Below are 18,241 nucleotides of genomic sequence, written 5' to 3'. Positions count from 1 at the left end.
TTCACGATTGGTCAGTCGGTGCCGCAAAAGGCGACCAGTCGCTTTCGCCTGGCAGAGTAGGAGCCGACAAACCCGGCGGACGAGAACCTGGCGGAGGCGATCGGTGTCCGAGCAGCACACACCGGCGGAAGACGCGACCCAGCTCGAGCGGACCTTGTTCGAGGTGAAGCGGGTCATCGTCGGTCAGGACCGAATGGTCGAGCGGATGCTGGTCTGCCTGCTCGCCCGCGGGCACTGCCTGCTGGAGGGCGTGCCCGGCGTGGCCAAGACGCTCGCGGTCGAGACGCTGGCCCGGGTGGTGGGCGGCACGTTCGCCCGCATCCAGTTCACGCCCGACCTGGTGCCCGCCGACATCCTCGGCACCCGCATCTACAAGCCGAGCAGCGAGGCGTTCGACGTCGAGCTCGGGCCGGTGTTCGCGAACTTCCTGCTGGCCGACGAGATCAACCGGGCGCCGGCGAAGGCCCAGTCGGCGCTGCTCGAGGTGATGGCCGAGCGGCAGGTCTCGATCGGCGGGCAGACGTACAAGCTGCCCACCCCGTTCCTGACGCTGGCCACGCAGAACCCGATCGAGCAGGAGGGTGTCTACCCGCTGCCCGAGGCGCAGCGCGACCGCTTCCTGATGAAGGTCGTCGTGGGGTACCCCACCGACATGGAGGAGCGGGAGATCGTCTACCGGATGGGGGTGAACCCGCCCGAGGCGGAGACGATCCTCAGCCCGGAGGAGCTGCTGCGGCTGCAGACCACGGCCGACAACGTGTTCGTGCACAACGCGCTCGTCGACTACGCGGTGCGGCTGGTGCTCGCCACCCGCACGCCGGCCGAGCACGGGCTGCCCGACGTCGCGCAGTGGATCTCCTACGGCGCGTCGCCGCGGGCGTCGCTCGGCCTGGTGGCCGCCACCCGGGCGCTCGCGTTGATGCGTGGCCGCGACTACGCGCTCCCGCAGGACGTCGTGGACCTGGCGCCGGACATCCTGCGTCACCGCCTGGTGCTCTCCTACGACGCGATCGCCGACGGGGTCCCGCCGGAGCACATCGTCCAGCGGGTGCTCGAGACCGTGCCGCTGCCGACGGTCTCGCCGCGCCAGCAGGCCGATCCGCGGCCGATGTCGTCGGCGCCCGGGTCACCGGCCGTGCCGGTGGCGTCGTTCGCCGCGCAGCAGCCGGCCTCGTGGCCCACGGCGTCGGGCAACGCCGGGGAGCGGCCGGCGTGATTCGGCTCGCGCGGCGCGCGACCCCGGCGCCGGCGCAGGCGACCGCCGCGGACCTCGTCGCGGAGACCGCGGCGGCCGAGGCGGTGCTCAAGCGTCTGCAGCTGACGATCACCCGCAAGCTCGACGGCCTGCTGCTCGGCGACTACCTCGGGCTGCTGCCCGGCCCCGGCAGCGAGGCGGGGGAGAGCCGCGAGTACCGCGCGGGCGACGACGTCCGCCGGATGGACTGGCCGGTCACCGCGCGTACCACCGTGCCGCACGTCCGGCAGACGATCTCCGACCGCGAGCTCGAGACGTGGCTCTGCGTCGACCTCTCGGCCAGCCTGGACTTCGGCACGGCCCGGTGCGAGAAGCGTGACCTCGCGATCGCGGCGGCCGCGGCGATCGGGCACCTCACGGTCCGCGGCGGGAACCGGGTGGGTGCGGTGGTGACCAACGGCGAGTCGCTGAAACGGCTCGCGGCCCGGCCCGGGCGGGTGAACGCGCACGGCATGCTGCGCCGGGTCGCGCTGACGCCACGCGCGCCGGCCGGCGGCACCGCCGACCACGCCGACTACCTGGCCGACGCGATCGACGCGCTCAACCGGCCACCGCGCCGGCGCGGGCAGGCCGTGGTGATCTCGGACTTCCTCACCGACGACATCGTGCAGCCCGACTCGCCGGGCGAACCGGCGTGGGAGCGGCCGCTGAAGAAGCTGGCCGTCCGGCACGACGTGCTCGCGATCGAGATCGTCGACCCCCGCGAGCTCTCGCTGCCCGCGGTCGGCGTCCTGACCGTCGTCGACCCGGAGAGCGGGTCCGTGCACGAGGTGTCCACCGACGCCAAGGTGCGGAAGGCCTACGCGGACGCGGCCGCGACCCAGCGGGGTGCGATCGCCGGTGCGTTGCGCCGGGCCGGTGCGGCGCACCTCCGGCTGTCCACCGACTCCGACTGGCTGCTCGACATCGTCCGGTTCGTGGCCGCGCAACGGCGCGGGCGAAGCAGGGGGACCACCCGATGATCCGTTTCCTCAACCCCTGGTGGCTGCTCCTGCTGGTGGCGGTGGCGCTGCTGGCCGCCGCCTACGTCTGGGTGCAGCTGCACCGGCGGACGTACGCGGTCCGCTTCACCAACGTCGCGCTGCTGAAGTCGGTGGCGCCGAAGGCCCCCGGCTGGCGGCGGCACCTGGGCGCGACCGCGTTCCTGCTGTGCCTGCTGGTGCTGGCGCTGGGGATGGCCAAGCCGTCGACCGACGTCCGGCAGCCGCTGGAGCGCGCGACGATCGTGCTCGCGCTCGACGTCTCGTTGTCGATGCAGGCCACCGACGTCGACCCGGACCGGATCACGGCGGCCAAGGCGGCGGCCAAGCAGTTCGTCGAGGAGCTGCCGGAGAGCTACAACCTGTCGCTGGTCTCGTTCGCGAAGACCGCCACCGTGGTGGTGTCGCCGACGAAGGACCACGCGCAGATCAGGTCCGCGATCGACGGGCTGGAGCTGCAGGAGTCGACAGCGATCGGCGAGGCGATCTACGCGTCGCTGCAAGCCATCCAGTCGGTGCCGGCGGACGGGGCCAGCGGCGCACCGCCGGCGCGGATCGTCCTGCTCTCCGACGGTTACACCACGTTCGGGCGGCCGAACGAGGAGGCCGCCAAGGCCGCGTCGACCGCGAAGGTGCCGGTGTCGACGATCGCGTTCGGTACCCAGGAGGGCATCGTCGACCTGAACGGCACCCGGACGCCGGTGCCGGTGGACCGGGACGCGCTGCAGGCGATCGCCCAGCAGACCGACGGCCGGTTCTACTCCGCGGTGACGGCCCAGCAGCTCAAGGACGTCTACCGGGATCTCGGCAGCTCGATCGGTTACCGGACGACGCCGCGCGAGATCACGCAGTGGTTCGTCGGAGCGGCGCTGATCTTCGGGTTCGCGGGCGCGGCGATGAGCCTGCTGTGGACGTCGCGGCTGCCCTGAGCTGCTCGTCCGGTAGCCTCGGCGGGCCAGGTGGTCGCGTCTTCGGAGGTATCGGTGTCTCGCAGTGTTCTGGTCACGGGCGGTAACCGGGGGATCGGGTTGGCGATCGCTCAGGCGTTCGCGGCGCAGGGCGACAAGGTCGCGATCACGCACCGTGGGTCGGGCGCTCCGGACGGGCTGTTCGGTGTCCGATGTGACATCACGTCGGGTGAGGACGTGGAGGCCGCGTTCACGGCCGTCGAGGAGGCCCACGGCCCGGTGGAGGTGCTGGTGGCCAACGCCGGCATCACCGACGACACGCTGCTGCTGCGCATGTCCGAGGACCAGTTCACCCGGGTGCTCGACACGAACCTCACCGGCGCGTACCGGGTCGCGAAGCGGGCGTCGTCGAAGATGCTGCGCAAGAAGTTCGGGCGCATCATCTTCATCTCGTCGGTCGTCGGCCTGACCGGTTCGGCCGGCCAGGTGAACTACGCGGCGTCCAAGTCCGGCCTGGTGGGGATGGCCCGGTCGATCTCGCGTGAGCTGGGGTCGCGCAACATCACCGCGAACGTCGTCGCGCCCGGTTTCGTGGAGACCGACATGACCGCGCAGCTGCCCGAGGCGCGGCAGAAGGAAATCCTCGCCCAGGTGCCGCTGGCGCGCTACGCCCAGCCGGCCGAGGTCGCCGGCGCGGTCACCTGGCTCGCGTCGGATGCGGCGGCGTACGTGACCGGTGCGGTGATTCCGGTCGACGGCGGCCTCGGTATGGGTCACTAACTCTAGATAAAGGGGGCCGGGTGTCCGGCTTGTTGGAAGGTAAGCGCATCCTCGTCACCGGTGTGATCACCGATGCGTCGATCGCGTTCTCGGTGGCCCGCCTGGCGCAGGAGCAGGGCGCGACCGTCGTGTTGACCGGCTACGGGCGCCTGTCGTTGGTGGAGCGGATCGCGAAGCGGCTGCCCTCGCCGGCTCCCGTCATCCCGCTGGACGTGACGTCGGCCGAGGACCTCGCGGCCTTGCCGGACCGGGTGCGCGAGCACGTCGACGGGCTGGACGGGGTGCTGCACTCGATCGGGTTCGCGCCGGCCTCCTGCCTCGGTGCGCCGTTCATGGACGCGCCCTGGGAGGACGTCTCGACCGCGATCCACGCGTCGACGTACTCGTACAAGTCGCTGATCGAGGCGGCGCTGCCGTTGATCCCCGAGACCGGGGGTTCCCTGGTCGGGCTGACGTTCGACGCCACCCAGGCGTGGCCGGCCTACAACTGGATGGGCGTGGCCAAGGCGGGCCTGGAGTCGGCCAACCGGTACCTCGCGCGTGACCTCGGGTCGCGCAAGATCCGGGCGAACCTGGTCGCGGCCGGTCCGCTGCGGACGATCGCGGCGAAGAGCATCCCCGGCTTCAACCAGCTGGAAGAGGCGTGGGGCCCGCGGGCTCCGCTCGGCTGGGACCTCAACGACCAGCAGGCCGCCGCCCGGGCGTGCGTGGCGCTGATGTCGGACTGGTTCCCGGCCACGACCGGCGAGATCGTGCACGTGGACGGCGGGTTCCACGCGGTGGGCTTCGGCGCGCTGTGAGCGGAGGCCGGCTCGGCGCGCCGATCCTCCCGCGCGGTGGGAGGATCGACGCGTGACCGGTTCGTACGACGCTGTGCTGTTGCTGTCCTTCGGAGGCCCGGAAGGGCCGGACGACGTGATGCCGTTCCTGGAGAACGTCGTCCGCGGCCGGGGTGTCCCGGCCGCCCGGCTGGCCGAGGTCGCCGAGCACTACCACCACTTCGGTGGGGTCTCGCCGATCAACGAGCAGAACCGCGAGCTGCTCGCCGCGCTCGGCAAGGAGTTCGCGGCCAACGGCGTCGATCTGCCGCTGTACTGGGGCAACCGCAACTGGCACCCGATGCTCGCCGACACGCTGCGTCAGATGCGCGCGGACGGCGTCCAGCGGGCGCTGGCGTTCGCGACGTCGGCCTACTCGTCGTACTCCTCGTGCCGGCAGTACCGCGACGACATCGTGCGCGCCCGGGCCGAGGTCGGCGACGGTGCACCGGCGGTGGAGAAGCTGCGTCACTTCTACGACCACCCGGGGTTCGTCGAGCCCCATGTGGACGCGGTGGCGAGCGCGCTGGCCTCGCTCGGGTCGCGGGGCACCACCCGGATCGTGTTCACCGCGCACAGCGTCCCGACGTCGATGGACGCGGCCTCCGGGCCCGACGGCGGCCTGTACTCCGCGCAGCTGCGCACGGTGGCCGGGCTGGTGGCGGCCGCGGCCGCGCCGGAGCTGTCGTGGGACCTGGTCTGGCAGTCGCGGAGCGGGCCGCCGCAGGTGCCGTGGCTCGAGCCGGACGTGAACGACCACCTGCGTGCGCTGGCCGCCGAGGGCGTCACCGACGTGGTGGTGAGCCCGATCGGGTTCGTCAGCGACCACCTCGAGGTGATCTGGGACCTCGACAACGAGGCGGCCCGGACGGCGTCGGGGTTGGGGCTCGGGTTCGCCAGGGCCGCGACGCCGGGCACCGACCCGCGGTTCGTCACGATGGTGCGTGAGCTGGTCACCGAGCGGCTGTACGCGTCGTCGTCGGGCCGCCGGCTGGCACCCTGGGACGCGTCCGGGCCGTCGTGCGTCCCGGGCTGCTGCCCCGCGCCGGTGCGCCCGGCCGGTCGGCCGGCGAGCTGACCACCGCTGCTCCGGCGCTGCGGGTTCCCGGCGCTACGACGGCTCGTCGGGCCTACCGCGGCCCGGGTAGGCCCGGGACGCCGTCGTAGGCCCGGGACGCCGTCGTGGGCCCGGGACGCCGTCGTAGGGGCCCGGGAAGCCGCGGGTCAGCGCTCCAGCGGGGAGTTGATCGCCGCGGCGCGGGCCCGGCGCGCGGCCGTGGCCAGCGGGCGGAACGCGGCGTCGCGGGCGGACGCCTCGAACGCGTTCACGGCCGAGCCGGACGTGTCGGTGGACGCGAGCGCCAGCACTCCGGCGATCGTCGTCGCGCGGGCGGAGAGGCGCCGGGCCCGGGCGCTGTAGCCGGCCGGCAGCTCCGGGCCCGCGCCGTCCGAACCCCGCAGAGCGGCGAGCCCTTTCGCCAGGCCCGGGGGCAGCCGGGCGACGTCGAGGTCACGGAGCGCGCCGACCGCCTCGGTCAGCGCCATCGTCAGGTCGTGGTCGGCCTCGGCCAGCGTGAGCGGTTCGACCGGCGCCGGTGCGGGCGGCAGCGGCTGGGCCAGCCAGCACGTGCCCGCCCACCGGTCGTCCGGGTGCAGGTGCGGGTTGGGCTCGGCCTCCGGGACCAGACCGGAGGTACCCAGCACGACGCCTTCGCCGGCGAGCAGCGCGGCCGAGGTGAACGGGCCGGGGCCGGGCAGGCCGCGCGGGTCACCGGCGGCGGGGAGAACCACCCGCACGTCGTCGGGGGAAACCTTCGCGAAAGCTACCAAAGCTGACGAGAGTGAGTCTTCGGTTCCGTCCGGGTGGCGCACGAGGTGGTCCTCGTCGCCGGTCGTCTCGTCGAGGACCTCGTCGAACGAGACCAGGCCGGCGCGCCACGCGCGCGCCCAGGCGGCGAGGGTGGCGCTGCGCAGGCCCGGAGGGGCCGGGACTTGCTGGTCGGAGCCGCGGGGAAGCACCCGACGAGCCTATCCGGCCGGCTTTCGACTATGCCCCCGTCCGGCGGTGGTTAAGCGTGATGTGGGTCCGGTTTAGAGTTCCGTTGCACCGGTAACCAATCCCGCATGATCGGCATCCTGCTCACCATCATCGCGGCGATCCTCGTGATCTACGGCATCTTCCGGATCGTCCGGGGCGACCTCCTCTGGGGCATCGTCCTGATCGTCGTCGGCCTGCTCGTCGGCCCCGGCGGTTACAGCATCTTCGGTTGAGCCGTGTCCTGCCGGCCGGGCAGAACCGGCCCCAGGACACGGCGCCCCCTCGACCCCCCGCGGGGTCGATTCCCCCATCCCCACCACCCCCAACCCCCACTCCGATCCCCCGGCGGCACCCAGCCGCCCGGGGGATCTTTCGTGTCCACACCGGACCGCGTCGCGCCACGGCGCGCCTCCGACCACCGAGCCGGGAGGTTCGCTACGGTGCGGCCCGTGCGCAGCAAGGACTACCGAGACGTTCTCGCGGGGGACTGGCGCAAACGCCGCACGATCCCGACCGTGGAGGCCGAGCCCGACCTCGTCGTCGAAGACGCCAACTCAGGCTTCTGCGGTGCCGTGATCTCCTGCGCCAAGGACGCGGTCACGCTCGAGGACCGGTTCGGCAACCGGCGCGTGTTCCCGCTCGGACCGGCGGCGTTCCTCGTCGACGGCGAGCCGGTCACGCTGACCCGCCCGACGTCGAACGCGCCGGTCACACCGCAGCGGACCGCGTCCGGCTCGATCGCGGTGGCCGGTGTTCCGGCCCGCGTCGCGAAGGCGAGCCGCATCTACGTCGAGGGTGTGCACGACGCGGCGCTCGTCGAACGGGTCTGGGGTGAGGATCTCCGGATCGAGGGTGTCGTCGTCGAGCCACTGCACGGCATCGACGACCTCCCCGGGCTGATCCGCGCGTTCTCCCCGAGCGGGCACCGCAAGCTCGGCGTGCTCGTCGACCACCTGGTGCCGGGCAGCAAGGAGAGCCGCATCGTCGCCGAGGTCAGCTCGCCGCACGTGCTGATCACCGGCCACCCCTTCGTCGACATCTGGCAGGCGGTCAAGCCGGCCGCGGTGGGCATCCGGGCGTGGCCGACGGTCCCGAAGGGCCAGGACTGGAAGCAGGGTGTCTGCGACGCGCTCGGCGTCGAGGACCCCCAGGAGATGTGGCGCCGGATCCAGCGCAGCGTGCACAGCTACGCCGACTTGGAGACCGAGCTGCTCGGCGCGGTCGAGCGCCTCATCGACCACGTCACCGCCGACGTTTACGGCGACTCGTGATCTGACCGTCTTTTTCGTCACCAAAGCGTGAAGTTGCCACTGTGCACGAGCGTGGGATGCTCAAAGGGTGAGCGCTTGGGTGATCTGGTTGATCGTCGGTGTCGGGCTGCTCGTTGCCGAGATTTTCTCTCTCGACCTCGTGTTGGTCATGTTCGCCAGCGGCGCGCTGGCGGCTGCCGTCGCGGCGGGCGTCGGTAGCCCGCTGCTCGTGCAGGCGTTGGTGTTCGCGTTGGTCTCGGTGGCGTCGCTGGTTGTCGTACGTCCGCTGGCCAAACGAAAACTCGAGGTCGCCCAGGATCCGGTGAAACACGGGATCGAAGCGGTCAAAGGCGCCAACGCACTGGTGCTGGAAGCGGTCGACGAGCACCACGGGCTGGTCAAGATCGGCGGCGAGCAGTGGACCGCTCGCGCCTACGACAGCACGCAGGTGATCGAACCTGGCCAGACGGTCCAGGTAGTGGAAGTGAAGGGCGCGACCGCGCTCGTCTGGAGGGTGCCCTGATGGACAACGCCGCGCTGCTCATTGTTTTCGCCATCATCATTCTGGTGGTCCTGTTCGTCCTGGGCCGGGCGGTGCGGATCATTCCGCAGGCTCGCGCGGCCGTCGTCGAACGACTGGGCCGCTACAGCCGGACGCTGACACCGGGCCTGACCGTCGTGGTGCCGTTCATCGACAAGGTCCGCCCGTTGATCGACCTGCGTGAGCAGGTCGTCTCGTTCCCGCCGCAGCCGGTGATCACCGAGGACAACCTCGTCGTCAGCATCGACACGGTGATCTACTTCCAGGTCACCGACCCGCGGGCGGCCACCTACGAGATCGCCAACTACATCCAGGCGATCGAACAGCTCACGGTCACCACGCTGCGCAACGTCATCGGTGGCCTGAACCTCGAGGAGACGCTCACCAGCCGCGATCAGATCAACGGTCAGCTGCGTGGCGTGCTCGACGAGGCCACCGGCAAGTGGGGCATCCGGGTCAACCGGGTCGAGCTGAAGGCGATCGATCCGCCGCACTCGATCCAGGACTCGATGGAGAAGCAGATGCGCGCCGAGCGTGACCGCCGCGCCGCGATCCTGACCGCCGAGGGCACCAAGCAGTCGCAGATCCTCACCGCCGAGGGCGAGAAGCAGTCCGCGATTCTCCGGGCGCAGGGTGACCGGGAAGCCCGGGTGCTGCAGGCCGAGGGCCAGGCGCGGGCGATCGAGACGGTGTTCGCCGCGATCCACGCCGGCAACCCCGACGAGCGTCTCCTCTCATACCAGTACCTGCAGATGCTTCCGCAGATCGCGCAGGGCAGCGCGAACAAGGTGTGGATCGTCCCGGCCGAGCTCGGCAAGGCCCTCGACGGTTTCGGCCGCGCGTTCAACCCGGGCGCGGCCGCGTCGGAGAACGGGATGGTCCCGAAGCCCCCGGCGCCGCCGACGCCGCCCGCGCCCCCGGCTCCGCCGAGCGCGGCCACACCCGAACAGACCGCGGCGGCCGAGGCCGAAGCCGAGGCGGCGGCCCGGGAAGCCGCCAAAGCCGTGGCCGACGCCACGAGCAGCACGCCGGGAGCCCCGGCCGGCAACCTCGGCCTGGAGGGCCCGCGCTGATCCACGCGCCACGGCGCCCACCCCGCGGTCGGGGGTGGGCGCCGTGTCATGCCGCGGCCGGTGCCGGCGCTTCGGCGCGGCGGAGGCGGCGGACGCTCGGGGTGACGGCGGCCAGGAGGGCGGCGGTGAAGCTCAGGGCGGCGGCGCCGAGCAGCGTCGCGCTGATGCCGACGCCCCCGGCGATCGGGCCGGCCACCACCTCGCCGACCGGGATCGCCAGGAACGACCCGAGCATGTCGTAGGAGTACACCCGGGCCAGCTTGTCGGCCGGGACGTGCTGCTGCATCGCGGTCTCCCAGGCGACGCTGAACTGCTCGACGCCGATGCCGGTGAGGAACCCCAGCCCGAGCAGCAGCGGCAGGTACGGCGCGACGCCCAGCCCCACCAGGAAGAATGACTCGAGGGACATGAACAGCATCGCGGCCAGCAGCGGCCGCCGGAACCGCGAGCGCAGCGCGAGCACGCCGCCCACCACGAACCCGGCCGTCTGGGCCGCGAGCACCGCGCCCCACCCGCCGCGCCCGATCGTGTCGTCGGCCACCGCGGGCCCGAGCACCTGCATCGCGCCGATCGTCGCGTTGATCACGGTGAACGCGACGACGACCACCCAGAGCCAGGTGCGCGCGGTGAACTCGCCCCAGCCCTCGCGCAGGTCCGCGACGATGTTCCCGCTCGGCGCGGACGCCACGTGCGGCACACGGAGGCCGACGAAGACCAGGCCGGCGAGCACGAACGAGGCGGCGTCGACGGCCAGCCCCCAGCCGGGGCCGACGAACGCTACCAGCGCACCACCGGCCGCCGATCCGACGATCAGCGCGCTGTTCGCCCCGATCCGCATCACCGCGTTGGCCTGCTGCAGCACGTCGCCCGGCACGGTCTGCGGGGTCAGGGCGGCGGTGGCCGGCAGGCTGAGCGCCGACAGCGCCCCGTTGAGCGCGGACAGCGCGACGAGCACGGGTACGTGGGCGACGTCCATCAGCACCAGGGCCGCGACCACGGCCTGGGTGGCGCCGCTGAGCAGGTTCGAGCCCACCAGCACCAGCGGGCGCGGGAGCCGGTCGGCGAGCACGCCGCCCAGCAGCAGGAACGCGACGTTCGCCAGCGACCGGGCCCCGACGATCAGGCCGAGCATCGAGACCGAGCCGGTGAGGTCGAGCACCGCGAACGCCAGCGCGATCGGGGCGACCGCGTTGCCGGCGGTGGTGATCGTGCGCCCGGTCAGCAGGCGCCGGTAGGCGGCGTGGCGCAGTGGGTTCACGGCTGCACCATCCGGAACAGCGCGACGGTGGCGTTGACCCGCACCGTGCCGGGGGAGCGCGGCGGTTTCGCCGCCTCGTGCAGGGCGTAGGACGCCGTACGCACCGCGGTCACGACCCGCTCCCAGTCCTCCGGCGTCACCCACACCTCGGCGTCGGTCTGGGCTCCTGGTCCCTCGGGGGCCAGCAGGCCGGCCCGGCGGCTCAGCTCCTCGGCGAGCACCAGGTAGGCCCCGCGCTGGGCGTCCACCTCGTCCGGGGTGCGGGGACCGGTGGCCCCTCCGGCCGGACGCTCGCGGGAGACGTCGTACCGGTAGCGCTTGCTGCCGCCCCGGCCGGGGCCGCCCTCGTGCTCGACGACGACGGACGGCAGCACGAGCAACTTGCGCAGGTGGTAGCTGGCGTTGGCGTGGGTGATCCCGAGTTCGTCGGCCACCTCGGTCGCGGTCATCGCGGCGCCGGTGAGCAACGACAGGATCTGCAGCCGCAGGGGGTGCGCGGCTACCCGGAGCACGGTGACCCGATCCGGTTCCAAAGGCATGTTGGAAACTATGGGTTACGGGAACCCGGGGTGTCAAACAGTTATTGGAAACTCAGGCGCTGACGATGCCGTTCCGGTACGCGTACACCACGGCCTGCACCCGGTCGCGCAGGTCGAGCTTGGTGAGGATGCGCGACACGTACGTCTTCACGGTCTCCTGGCTGAGCACCAACGCCGCCGCGATCTCGGCGTTCGACATGCCCTGCGCGATCAGCGTCAGCACCTCGGCCTCGCGTGGTGCGAGCACGGCGGGCCGCGACGCGCCGGCGTCGACCGGTCGGAGGCGCTCTCCGAAGTGGCCGATCAGCCGGCGGGTGACCGAGGGCGCCACCAGCGCCTCGCCGGCCGCGATCGTGCGCACGGCCCCGACCAGCTCGGCCGGTGGGCTGTCCTTGAGCAGGAACCCGCTCGCCCCGGCCCGGAGCGCCTCGTAGACGTACTCGTCGAGGTTGAACGTCGTCACGACCAGCACCCGGACCGGGTCGGCGACGTCGGGCCCGGCCAGCTGCCGGGTGGCCTCGATGCCGTCGAGCACCGGCATCCGGATGTCCATGACGACGACGTCCGGGCGCAGCTCGCGCGCGGCCGCCACCGCCGCCGCCCCGTCGCCCACCTCCCCGACGACCTCGAAGTCGTCCTGGGCGTCGAAGATCGTGACGTAACCGGTGCGGATCAGCGCCTGGTCGTCGCAGACCAGCACCCGGGTCATGCGGCCACCTCGGCCGTGGCCGGGACCGACGCGCGGACCCGGAAGCCGTCGGCGGTGGGCCCGGCCTCGAACGAGCCGCCGAAGGCCGCCACCCGTTCACGCAGGCCGGTGAGGCCACGCCCGCTCGACGCCGCTCCGCCGGCCATCGTCGCCGTGCCGGTGGTCGTGACCTCCACCGTGACGGCCGACGTCGAGTGCTCGACCCGGACCACGGTCGGGCACCCGTTGGCGTACTTCACCGCGTTCGTCAGCGCCTCCTGCACCACCCGGTGCAGCGCCAGCACCACGTCGCCCCCGTCGGTGACGAACTCGATCGGCTGGCCCATCGCGCGGGTGCGTTCGATCAGATCCTCCAGTTTTCCGGCGGCCGGCTCCCGGCTGGCGTCCTCGGCCGGATCGATCACCTGCAGCAGCGCTCTCAACTCCGTCAGCGCCTGCCGGCCGGTGCCGCTCACCGTGGACAGGCTCTCGGCCGCCTTCTGCGGCTTGGCGTCGATCAGGAACGCCGCCGCGTCGGCCTGCACGACCATCGCGGTGACGTGGTGGGTGACCACGTCGTGCAGCTCGCGGGCGATCACCGCGCGTTCGGCCGCCAGCGCCGCGGCGACGCTCGCGGTCCGCAACGCCTCGGCGGTGTCGCGCTGCCTGCGCATCCAGTCGCCGACGACGAACGCCACCGTGAGCACCGCGTAGAACGTGACGTACGAGAACGCCGGCCCGGTCGCTCCGCGTTGCGCGATCACCAGCGCGAACACTGCGTACGCCGCGGTCAGCGCGACCGCCAGCACCCGCCGGTGACGCAGCTGGTACGCGCCCAGGCTGTAGAGCGCGATCGGCACGGCGAGGCTGGCCGCGGTGCGCGGGTAGGTGAGGCTCTGGTGGATCGCGGTCGCGAGGAACGCCGGCGCGGCGCAGAGGATCGGCGCGACCCGGCGCAGCACCAGCGGCAGGCACATGGCGACGATCAGCAGCGTCGCGAACACGTCGGCCGGCCGGTGGGCCGAGAACTCCGCCAGGTCCATGCCGAGGCCGGACGCCGTGGGCAGGTACGCGACGAGGAGTAACCCGGCCGCGAGGACGGCGTCGCGCGTCACCACGTCCAGGCTTCGCCAGGGCCGCAGCACCAGACGCCGAGCCGACTCCCACATGCCCGGCAGCCTAGTCACCCCAGCAGGGGATACCCTTTCGGGCCCGGAATCCGTCCGGAACCGGCCAATACGTACGTGACGTCGTCCCAGTCGGCCGGCCGGTCGCCCTCGCCGCGCAGCCCGTCCAGCGTCCGCACGGCGAGGGTGAGGTCCGGCGTCGGCCCCGGCAGTTCGACGAGCACGTCGAGGTGGTGCACGACGATCTCGACGACCCAGGTGGCCACGAAGTCGCCGAGCGGGAGCACGTGTCCCTGGAACCGCACGCACCCGTCGTCGGCCTGCGCGACGAAACGGCGCACCGCCTCGAGCGTCGGACGGAAGTGGTCGAGCAGGCCGGTGGGGCGGCCGTACGCCGACGCGAGCAGCCGGGCGAACCGGATCTGCCCGACGGCGGCGTCCGGGTCGGGCTCGGGGTACCCCGACCAGTAGGTCAGGAAGTCGGTGTCGGGCGGAGCATCGACCCGGTACGCGAAGCCGGTGATCATCTCGCTCAGCCCGAGGTGCAGGTGCGCGAGCACGTCCGCGACCACCCAGCCCCGGCACCGGCTCCGCGCGAGCAGGTCCTCGTCGGTGCGGGCGTCCAGGAAGGCGGAGAGGTCGGCCGCCACGGTCTCGAACGCGTCTCGGGCCTCGCGGAGCGCTATCGTCACCGCGCCGAGGGTAGCCGGTAGTCCACTCCGGTGAGCTCGGTCGAGACGGTCCACAGGCGACGCTGGTCCGCTTCGTCGTACGAGCGGTCGCTGGACGCGGTGACCTCGGGGTACCCGGTGAAGCCGCGCGGCCCCACGTACTCGCCACCGCGCAGCGCCGGATCGACCGCCGCGCGCACGGCGGCCAGCGCGCCGATCGCGGCCGGCTGCAGCAGCCAGCCGTTGAGCAACCGCAGCCGCGGGCTCGCGATCACCCGCTGCCAGGGCCGCAGGTGCCGCGTGAACGCGGTGTGGGCGTTGCCGGGGTGCGCGGCCACCGCGGTCACCCGCCGGTTCAGCTCGTACGTGAACAGCAGGTTCGCGAGCTTCGACTGGAAGTAGGCCTCGGGCAGCGTGTGCGGCCCGGTGAGCTGCAGGTCGTCCCAGTGCATGTGCCCGCGCCGGTGGCCGAGGCTGCTGACGTTCACGACCCGCGCGCCCGGCGTCGCCAGCAGCGTCTCCAGGAGCAGGCCGGTCAGCGCGAAGTGGCCCAGGTGATTCGTGCCGAGATGGATCTCGAAGCCGTCCGCGGTGGCCGGTGCCGGTGACATGCCGACGCCGGCGTTGTTGATCAGGAAGTCCAGACGGGTGAGGCCGTTCCGCAGCGTCCCGGCCGCGGTCCGTACTGATTCGAGCGACGCCAGATCGAGCCCCACCGTGGAGACCGGGCCGGGTAGCCGGGATGCGGCCGACTCGGCCTTGGCCCGGTCGCGGCAGGCGAGCACCACCTGCGCGCCGTGCTCGGCGAGCAGCCGGGCGGTTTCGAAGCCGAGGCCGACGTTCGCGCCGGTCACGACGGCGACGCGGCCGGTGAGATCGGGGATGTGGGCTGCGGTCCAACGCATCGGAGCCTCCGGTAATATTCGGGATGGCTGTCCCGCTTACGACGATCCGGGATGGCCATCCCGTTTGTCAAGAGGGGGTCGCATGGTGCGCGCGGACGCGCAGCGCAACCGGGCCAAGGTGCTCCGGGTCGCGATCGAGGCCTTCGCGGCCGACGGGCTCGCGGTACCGGTGCACGAGATCGCGCGCCGCGCGGGCGTGGGCACCGGCACGGTCAGCCGGCACTTCCCGACCAAGGAGAGCCTGTTCCAGGCGATCGTGTCGGCGCGCGTGGAGCACTTGGTCGAGCGGGCCCGTGCCCTCGAAGCCGGCGAGGACCCGGCCGAGGCGTTCTTCGCGTTCTTCGCCGCGATGGCCGCCGAAGGCGCGCTCGACCGCGGCCTCGCCGACGCGTTGACCGGCGCCGGGTTCGACATCGACGCAGCTGCCGAGGCCACCGGTCTCGACCTCAACGGGCACTTCGACCGGCTGCTGACCGCGGCTCAGGCCGCCGGCGAGGTGCGCGCCGACGTCGACTTCGCCGATGTCAAAGCACTGCTGGCGGGGTGCCTGGCCCGCGAGCGCACCGCGGCCGACCCCGCCGCACGCGACCGTCTGATCGCCGTCGTCCGCACCGGTCTACGTCCCGAGAGCCACCCATGACACCCATCGAGATCACCGACCCCGACGACCCGCGCATCGCCGACTACCGCGCGCTCACCGACGTCGCGCTGCGTGAGGCGTTCGAGCCGCCGCACGGGCTGTTCATCGCCGAGGGCGAGCTGGTGCTGAAACGCGCGGTGCGGGCCGGCTACCGGATGCGCTCGATCCTCGTCGACGCCAAACGGGTCGCGCAGGTCGACACGATCGCGCCCGACGCACCGCTCTACGCGGCGACGCCGGCGGTGCTGGAGGCCATCACCGGTTTCCACGTCCACCGCGGTGTGCTCGGCTCGGTGCACCGGCCGGCGCCGAGCCGGGCCGCCGACCTGCTCGGCCGGGCGAAAAAGGTACTCATCCTGGAGGACGTCAACACGCACACGAACGTCGGCGCGATCTTCCGCGTCGCGGCCGGCCTCGGCATGGACGCGATCCTGCTCAGCCCGTCGTGCGCCGACCCGCTGTACCGGCGCAGCGTCCGGGTGAGCATGGGTGAGGTGTTCGCGGTGCCCTACGCCCGGCTGGACCCGTGGCCGGGTGCGCTCGACAGCGTCCGGGAGGCGGGGTTCACGCTCCTGGCCCTCACCCCCGACCCGGGCGCGATCAGCCTCCGCGAGCTGTCCCCGGCGCAGCGCGAACGGCCCGCGCTGCTGCTCGGCGCCGAAGGGCCCGGCCTCTCCGGCTCGGTCCTGACGGCCGCCGACGCCCGGGTGCGCATTCCGATGCACCGGGGCGTCGACAGCCTCAACGTGGCCACCGCGGCGGCCGTCGCCTGTTACGAACTCGGCGGCTGAACCACGCGCCGCTGGTTCTCCTTCGCGGACGGGCCCGGGGGAGCGGGCATGATCCACGGCCCGTCGTCGGACGGGTCGAGGACGCCCTCCTCCAGCCACTGGTACCGGCCGTCGAGCACCCGGTCGGCCAGCATCCGGTCGGTGTCGTCGCTGTTGACCCAGAGCGCCTCGAACAGCGCGTCGGCCCGCACGGTGGCCTGCCGGCAGAACGCGTCCGCCAGTTCCATCGCGGTGGCACCCCGCTGCGGTGGGCCGGCCTCCTTCGTCGACGCGGCTCGCACGCACGCCGCGCTCATCGCGAACAGCTCCGCTCCGATGTCGACGATGCGGGCCAGGAACCGCTGCCGGTGCTCGAGCCGCCCCTGCCAGCGCGACATCCCGTAGAACGTCTGCCGGGCCAGCTTCCGGCTGGAGCGCTCGATGTAGCGCAGGTGCCGGGCGAGCGGCCCGAACTCCGAGTACGACGTCGGGAGCTGACCGGCGCCGACCGCGAGCGTGGGCAGCCAGCCCGCGTAGAACTTGCTCGCCTGCGCCGCCGCCTTGCCCTTGTCGCCCAGCGAGGCGTCCGGGTCGATGATGTCGCCGGCCACCGAGAGGTGCGCGTCCACGGCCTCGCGCGCGATCAGCAGGTGCATGATCTCGGTCGAGCCCTCGAAGATGCGGTTGATCCGCTGGTCACGCAGGGCCTGCTCGACCGGCACGGCCCGCTCGCCCCGCGCCGCGAGCGACTCCGCGGTCTCGTACGCGCGCCCGCCCCGGATCTGCACCAGCTCGTCGGAGACCAGCCAGCCCATCTCCGACGCGTAGAGCTTGGCCAGTGCGGCCTCGATCCGGATGTCGTTGCGCTTCTCGTCAGCGAGCTGGCTGGTCAGGTCCAGCACGGCCTCTAGCGCGAACGCGGTCGCGGCGATGAACGCGATCTTGCCCGCGACCGCGTCGTGCCGACCGACCGGGCGGCCCCACTGCTCGCGTGCGTTGCTCCACTCCCGGGCGATCTTCAGCGACCACTTCGCGGTGCCGGCACAGATCGCGGGCAGCGAGAGACGGCCGGTGTTCAGCGTCGTCAGCGCGATCTTGAGTCCTTCGCCCTCGCGGCCGATCCGGTTCGCCGCCGGCACCCGCACCTGGTGGAACCGGGTGACACCGTTCTCCAGCCCGCGCAGGCCCAGGAACGCGTTGCGGTTCTCCACCGTGATGCCGGGGGAGCCGGCCTCGACGACGAACGCGGTGATGCCGCCGCGGTGCCCCTCGCTCCTGGGCACGCGCGCCATCACGACGAGCAGCTCGGCGACGACGCCGTTCGTGGTCCACAGCTTCACGCCGTCGAGCACGTAGTCGTCCCCGTCCGGCACCGCGGCGCAGGCCAGCCGGGCCGGGTCGCTGCCGACGTCGGGCTCGGTGAGCAGGAACGCGCTGATCGCGGTGGTGGCGCAGCGGGGGAGGAACTCCCGCTTCTGCTCCTCGGTGCCGAACTGCACGACCGGCTGCGGGACGCCGATCGACTGGTGCGCCGAGAGCATCGCGCCGATCGCCGGGTTCACCGAGCCGGCCAGCATCAGCGCCTTGTTGTAGTAGACCTGCGTGAGGCCGAGGCCGCCGTACTCCACCGGGATCTTCATGCCGAACGCGCCCAGCTCCATCAGGCCGTGGAGCACGTCGTCGGGAATCCGGGCGTCCCGTTCGATCGCGGCCGCGTCGACGGTGGCCAGGAACGGGGTCAACCGGGCGAGGAACTCCTCGCCGACCTTCCGGGCCTCGTCACTCGGTTTCGGTTCGGGGTGGATCAGGTCGAGGGGGAACCGCCCGAGAAACAGTTCCTTCGCGAAGCTGGGCTTGGTCCACTCGGTCTGACGTGCGGCTTCGGCGACCTGGCGGGACTCCCGTTCGGTGGGGGCAGTCGTCATGGACGTCTCCGTTCCGGGGCACAGTAGTTACCTACCGGTAGCTACTGTGCCCCGAACGGGTGACGTGCGCCACAG

General features: G+C 72.3%; 20 protein-coding genes. 12 read left to right on the top strand and 8 right to left on the bottom strand.

Going from position 1 to position 18,241, the window contains the following annotated elements; translation table 11 throughout:
• Positions 1-103 precede the first annotated feature (103 nt).
• The 6 genes from ABD437_RS26165 to ABD437_RS26140 all read left to right on the top strand — a co-directional run bounded on the left by ABD437_RS26165 (position 104) and on the right by ABD437_RS26140 (position 5,819).
• Positions 104-1,216 carry an AAA family ATPase gene (locus tag ABD437_RS26165; RefSeq protein ID WP_344651573.1) on the top strand — a complete coding sequence of 371 codons (1,113 nt, stop codon included), beginning with the start codon at positions 104-106 and terminating at the stop codon, positions 1,214-1,216.
• Positions 1,213-2,217 (top strand): DUF58 domain-containing protein, encoded by a 1,005-nt coding sequence (locus ABD437_RS26160; RefSeq protein WP_425558236.1) that lies wholly within the window; start codon positions 1,213-1,215, stop codon positions 2,215-2,217. The genes ABD437_RS26165 and ABD437_RS26160 overlap by 4 nt, the downstream gene beginning before the upstream one ends.
• Positions 2,214-3,164, top strand: coding sequence for a VWA domain-containing protein (locus ABD437_RS26155; protein ID WP_344651572.1), 951 nt, complete (start codon positions 2,214-2,216; stop codon positions 3,162-3,164). The genes ABD437_RS26160 and ABD437_RS26155 overlap by 4 nt, the downstream gene beginning before the upstream one ends.
• Before the next feature lie 54 nt (positions 3,165-3,218).
• Positions 3,219-3,923 (top strand): beta-ketoacyl-ACP reductase, encoded by a 705-nt coding sequence (locus ABD437_RS26150; protein ID WP_344651571.1) that lies wholly within the window; start codon positions 3,219-3,221, stop codon positions 3,921-3,923.
• A 20-nt stretch (positions 3,924-3,943) separates the two neighbouring features.
• Positions 3,944-4,723, top strand: a complete 780-nt coding sequence (fabI, locus tag ABD437_RS26145; RefSeq protein ID WP_344651570.1) for an enoyl-ACP reductase FabI — start codon at positions 3,944-3,946, stop codon at positions 4,721-4,723.
• 118 nt (positions 4,724-4,841) lie between these two features.
• Complete coding sequence (locus ABD437_RS26140) at positions 4,842-5,819, top strand: ferrochelatase (RefSeq protein ID WP_425558244.1); 978 nt, start codon at positions 4,842-4,844, stop codon at positions 5,817-5,819.
• 146 nt (positions 5,820-5,965) lie between these two features.
• Here the strand turns inward: ABD437_RS26140 and ABD437_RS26135 are convergent, their stop codons facing one another.
• Complete coding sequence (locus ABD437_RS26135; protein WP_344651568.1) at positions 5,966-6,760, bottom strand: hypothetical protein; 795 nt, start codon at positions 6,758-6,760, stop codon at positions 5,966-5,968.
• A gap of 105 nt (positions 6,761-6,865) precedes the next feature.
• On the opposite strand from ABD437_RS26135, the gene ABD437_RS26130 reads away from it, so the two are divergent.
• The 4 genes from ABD437_RS26130 (at position 6,866) to ABD437_RS26115 (ending at position 9,643) form a co-directional block, all read left to right on the top strand.
• Positions 6,866-7,012 carry a GPGG-motif small membrane protein gene (locus ABD437_RS26130; RefSeq protein WP_157018194.1) on the top strand — a complete coding sequence of 49 codons (147 nt, stop codon included), beginning with the start codon at positions 6,866-6,868 and terminating at the stop codon, positions 7,010-7,012.
• 216 nt (positions 7,013-7,228) lie between these two features.
• Positions 7,229-8,050, top strand: coding sequence for a DUF3097 domain-containing protein (locus tag ABD437_RS26125; RefSeq protein ID WP_344651567.1), 822 nt, complete (start codon positions 7,229-7,231; stop codon positions 8,048-8,050).
• 67 nt (positions 8,051-8,117) lie between these two features.
• A complete protein-coding gene (locus ABD437_RS26120; RefSeq protein WP_344651566.1) occupies positions 8,118-8,552 on the top strand; it encodes an NfeD family protein in 435 nt (144 codons plus the stop codon).
• A complete protein-coding gene (locus tag ABD437_RS26115; protein ID WP_344651565.1) occupies positions 8,552-9,643 on the top strand; it encodes an SPFH domain-containing protein in 1,092 nt (363 codons plus the stop codon). The genes ABD437_RS26120 and ABD437_RS26115 overlap by 1 nt, the downstream gene beginning before the upstream one ends.
• Positions 9,644-9,689: 46 nt before the next feature.
• Here ABD437_RS26115 and ABD437_RS26110 read toward each other — a convergent pair whose 3' ends face one another.
• From ABD437_RS26110 to ABD437_RS26085, 6 genes are read right to left on the bottom strand one after another with little or no spacing between them, the layout of a single operon-like run.
• Complete coding sequence (locus tag ABD437_RS26110; protein ID WP_344651564.1) at positions 9,690-10,901, bottom strand: MFS transporter; 1,212 nt, start codon at positions 10,899-10,901, stop codon at positions 9,690-9,692.
• A complete protein-coding gene (locus tag ABD437_RS26105; protein ID WP_344651563.1) occupies positions 10,898-11,440 on the bottom strand; it encodes a helix-turn-helix domain-containing protein in 543 nt (180 codons plus the stop codon). The genes ABD437_RS26110 and ABD437_RS26105 overlap by 4 nt, the downstream gene beginning before the upstream one ends.
• A gap of 52 nt (positions 11,441-11,492) precedes the next feature.
• Positions 11,493-12,149: a response regulator gene (locus ABD437_RS26100; protein WP_344651562.1), complete on the bottom strand. Its 657-nt coding sequence runs from the start codon at positions 12,147-12,149 to the stop codon at positions 11,493-11,495.
• Positions 12,146-13,297, bottom strand: coding sequence for a sensor histidine kinase (locus tag ABD437_RS26095; RefSeq protein WP_344651561.1), 1,152 nt, complete (start codon positions 13,295-13,297; stop codon positions 12,146-12,148). The genes ABD437_RS26100 and ABD437_RS26095 overlap by 4 nt, the downstream gene beginning before the upstream one ends.
• Before the next feature lie 14 nt (positions 13,298-13,311).
• Complete coding sequence (locus tag ABD437_RS26090; RefSeq protein WP_344651560.1) at positions 13,312-13,947, bottom strand: maleylpyruvate isomerase N-terminal domain-containing protein; 636 nt, start codon at positions 13,945-13,947, stop codon at positions 13,312-13,314.
• Entirely contained in the window at positions 13,944-14,831 is an 888-nt protein-coding gene (locus tag ABD437_RS26085; RefSeq protein WP_344651559.1) for an oxidoreductase, read from the bottom strand. The genes ABD437_RS26090 and ABD437_RS26085 overlap by 4 nt, the downstream gene beginning before the upstream one ends.
• Before the next feature lie 82 nt (positions 14,832-14,913).
• On the opposite strand from ABD437_RS26085, the gene ABD437_RS26080 reads away from it, so the two are divergent.
• Both ABD437_RS26080 and ABD437_RS26075 read left to right on the top strand, forming a co-directional pair.
• Positions 14,914-15,471: a TetR/AcrR family transcriptional regulator gene (locus ABD437_RS26080; protein ID WP_344651558.1), complete on the top strand. Its 558-nt coding sequence runs from the start codon at positions 14,914-14,916 to the stop codon at positions 15,469-15,471.
• Positions 15,468-16,262, top strand: coding sequence for a TrmH family RNA methyltransferase (locus ABD437_RS26075; RefSeq protein WP_344651557.1), 795 nt, complete (start codon positions 15,468-15,470; stop codon positions 16,260-16,262). The genes ABD437_RS26080 and ABD437_RS26075 overlap by 4 nt, the downstream gene beginning before the upstream one ends.
• On the opposite strand, the gene ABD437_RS26070 is transcribed toward ABD437_RS26075, so the two are convergent.
• On the bottom strand, positions 16,244-18,166 hold the full coding sequence (locus tag ABD437_RS26070; RefSeq protein WP_344651556.1) for an acyl-CoA dehydrogenase family protein: 1,923 nt from the start codon (positions 18,164-18,166) through the stop codon (positions 16,244-16,246). The two genes, ABD437_RS26075 and ABD437_RS26070, sit on opposite strands and share 19 nt — an antisense overlap.
• Between the last annotated feature and the right edge of the window lie 75 nt (positions 18,167-18,241).

Source organism: Cryptosporangium japonicum (assembly GCF_039524755.1).
Taxonomy (GTDB): domain Bacteria; phylum Actinomycetota; class Actinomycetes; order Mycobacteriales; family Cryptosporangiaceae; genus Cryptosporangium; species Cryptosporangium japonicum.
The sequence above is the reverse complement of the archived record's forward strand: the minus strand, read 5'-3'. Positions and strand labels throughout refer to the sequence as shown.

What these genes read in the sequence shown, in the direction of transcription:
- ABD437_RS26070 (WP_344651556.1), bottom strand. Translation starts at nt 18,166, where the DNA reads ATGACGACTGCCCCCACCGAACGGGAGTCCCGCCAGGTCGCCGAAGCC.
- ABD437_RS26130 (WP_157018194.1), top strand. Translation starts at nt 6,866, where the DNA reads ATGATCGGCATCCTGCTCACCATCATCGCGGCGATCCTCGTGATCTAC.
- ABD437_RS26095 (WP_344651561.1), bottom strand. Translation starts at nt 13,297, where the DNA reads ATGTGGGAGTCGGCTCGGCGTCTGGTGCTGCGGCCCTGGCGAAGCCTG.
- ABD437_RS26080 (WP_344651558.1), top strand. Translation starts at nt 14,914, where the DNA reads ATGGTGCGCGCGGACGCGCAGCGCAACCGGGCCAAGGTGCTCCGGGTC.
- ABD437_RS26075 (WP_344651557.1), top strand. Translation starts at nt 15,468, where the DNA reads ATGACACCCATCGAGATCACCGACCCCGACGACCCGCGCATCGCCGAC.
- ABD437_RS26115 (WP_344651565.1), top strand. Translation starts at nt 8,552, where the DNA reads ATGGACAACGCCGCGCTGCTCATTGTTTTCGCCATCATCATTCTGGTG.
- ABD437_RS26100 (WP_344651562.1), bottom strand. Translation starts at nt 12,149, where the DNA reads ATGACCCGGGTGCTGGTCTGCGACGACCAGGCGCTGATCCGCACCGGT.
- ABD437_RS26140 (WP_425558244.1), top strand. Translation starts at nt 4,842, where the DNA reads ATGCCGTTCCTGGAGAACGTCGTCCGCGGCCGGGGTGTCCCGGCCGCC.
- ABD437_RS26155 (WP_344651572.1), top strand. Translation starts at nt 2,214, where the DNA reads ATGATCCGTTTCCTCAACCCCTGGTGGCTGCTCCTGCTGGTGGCGGTG.
- ABD437_RS26105 (WP_344651563.1), bottom strand. Translation starts at nt 11,440, where the DNA reads ATGCCTTTGGAACCGGATCGGGTCACCGTGCTCCGGGTAGCCGCGCAC.
- ABD437_RS26085 (WP_344651559.1), bottom strand. Translation starts at nt 14,831, where the DNA reads ATGCGTTGGACCGCAGCCCACATCCCCGATCTCACCGGCCGCGTCGCC.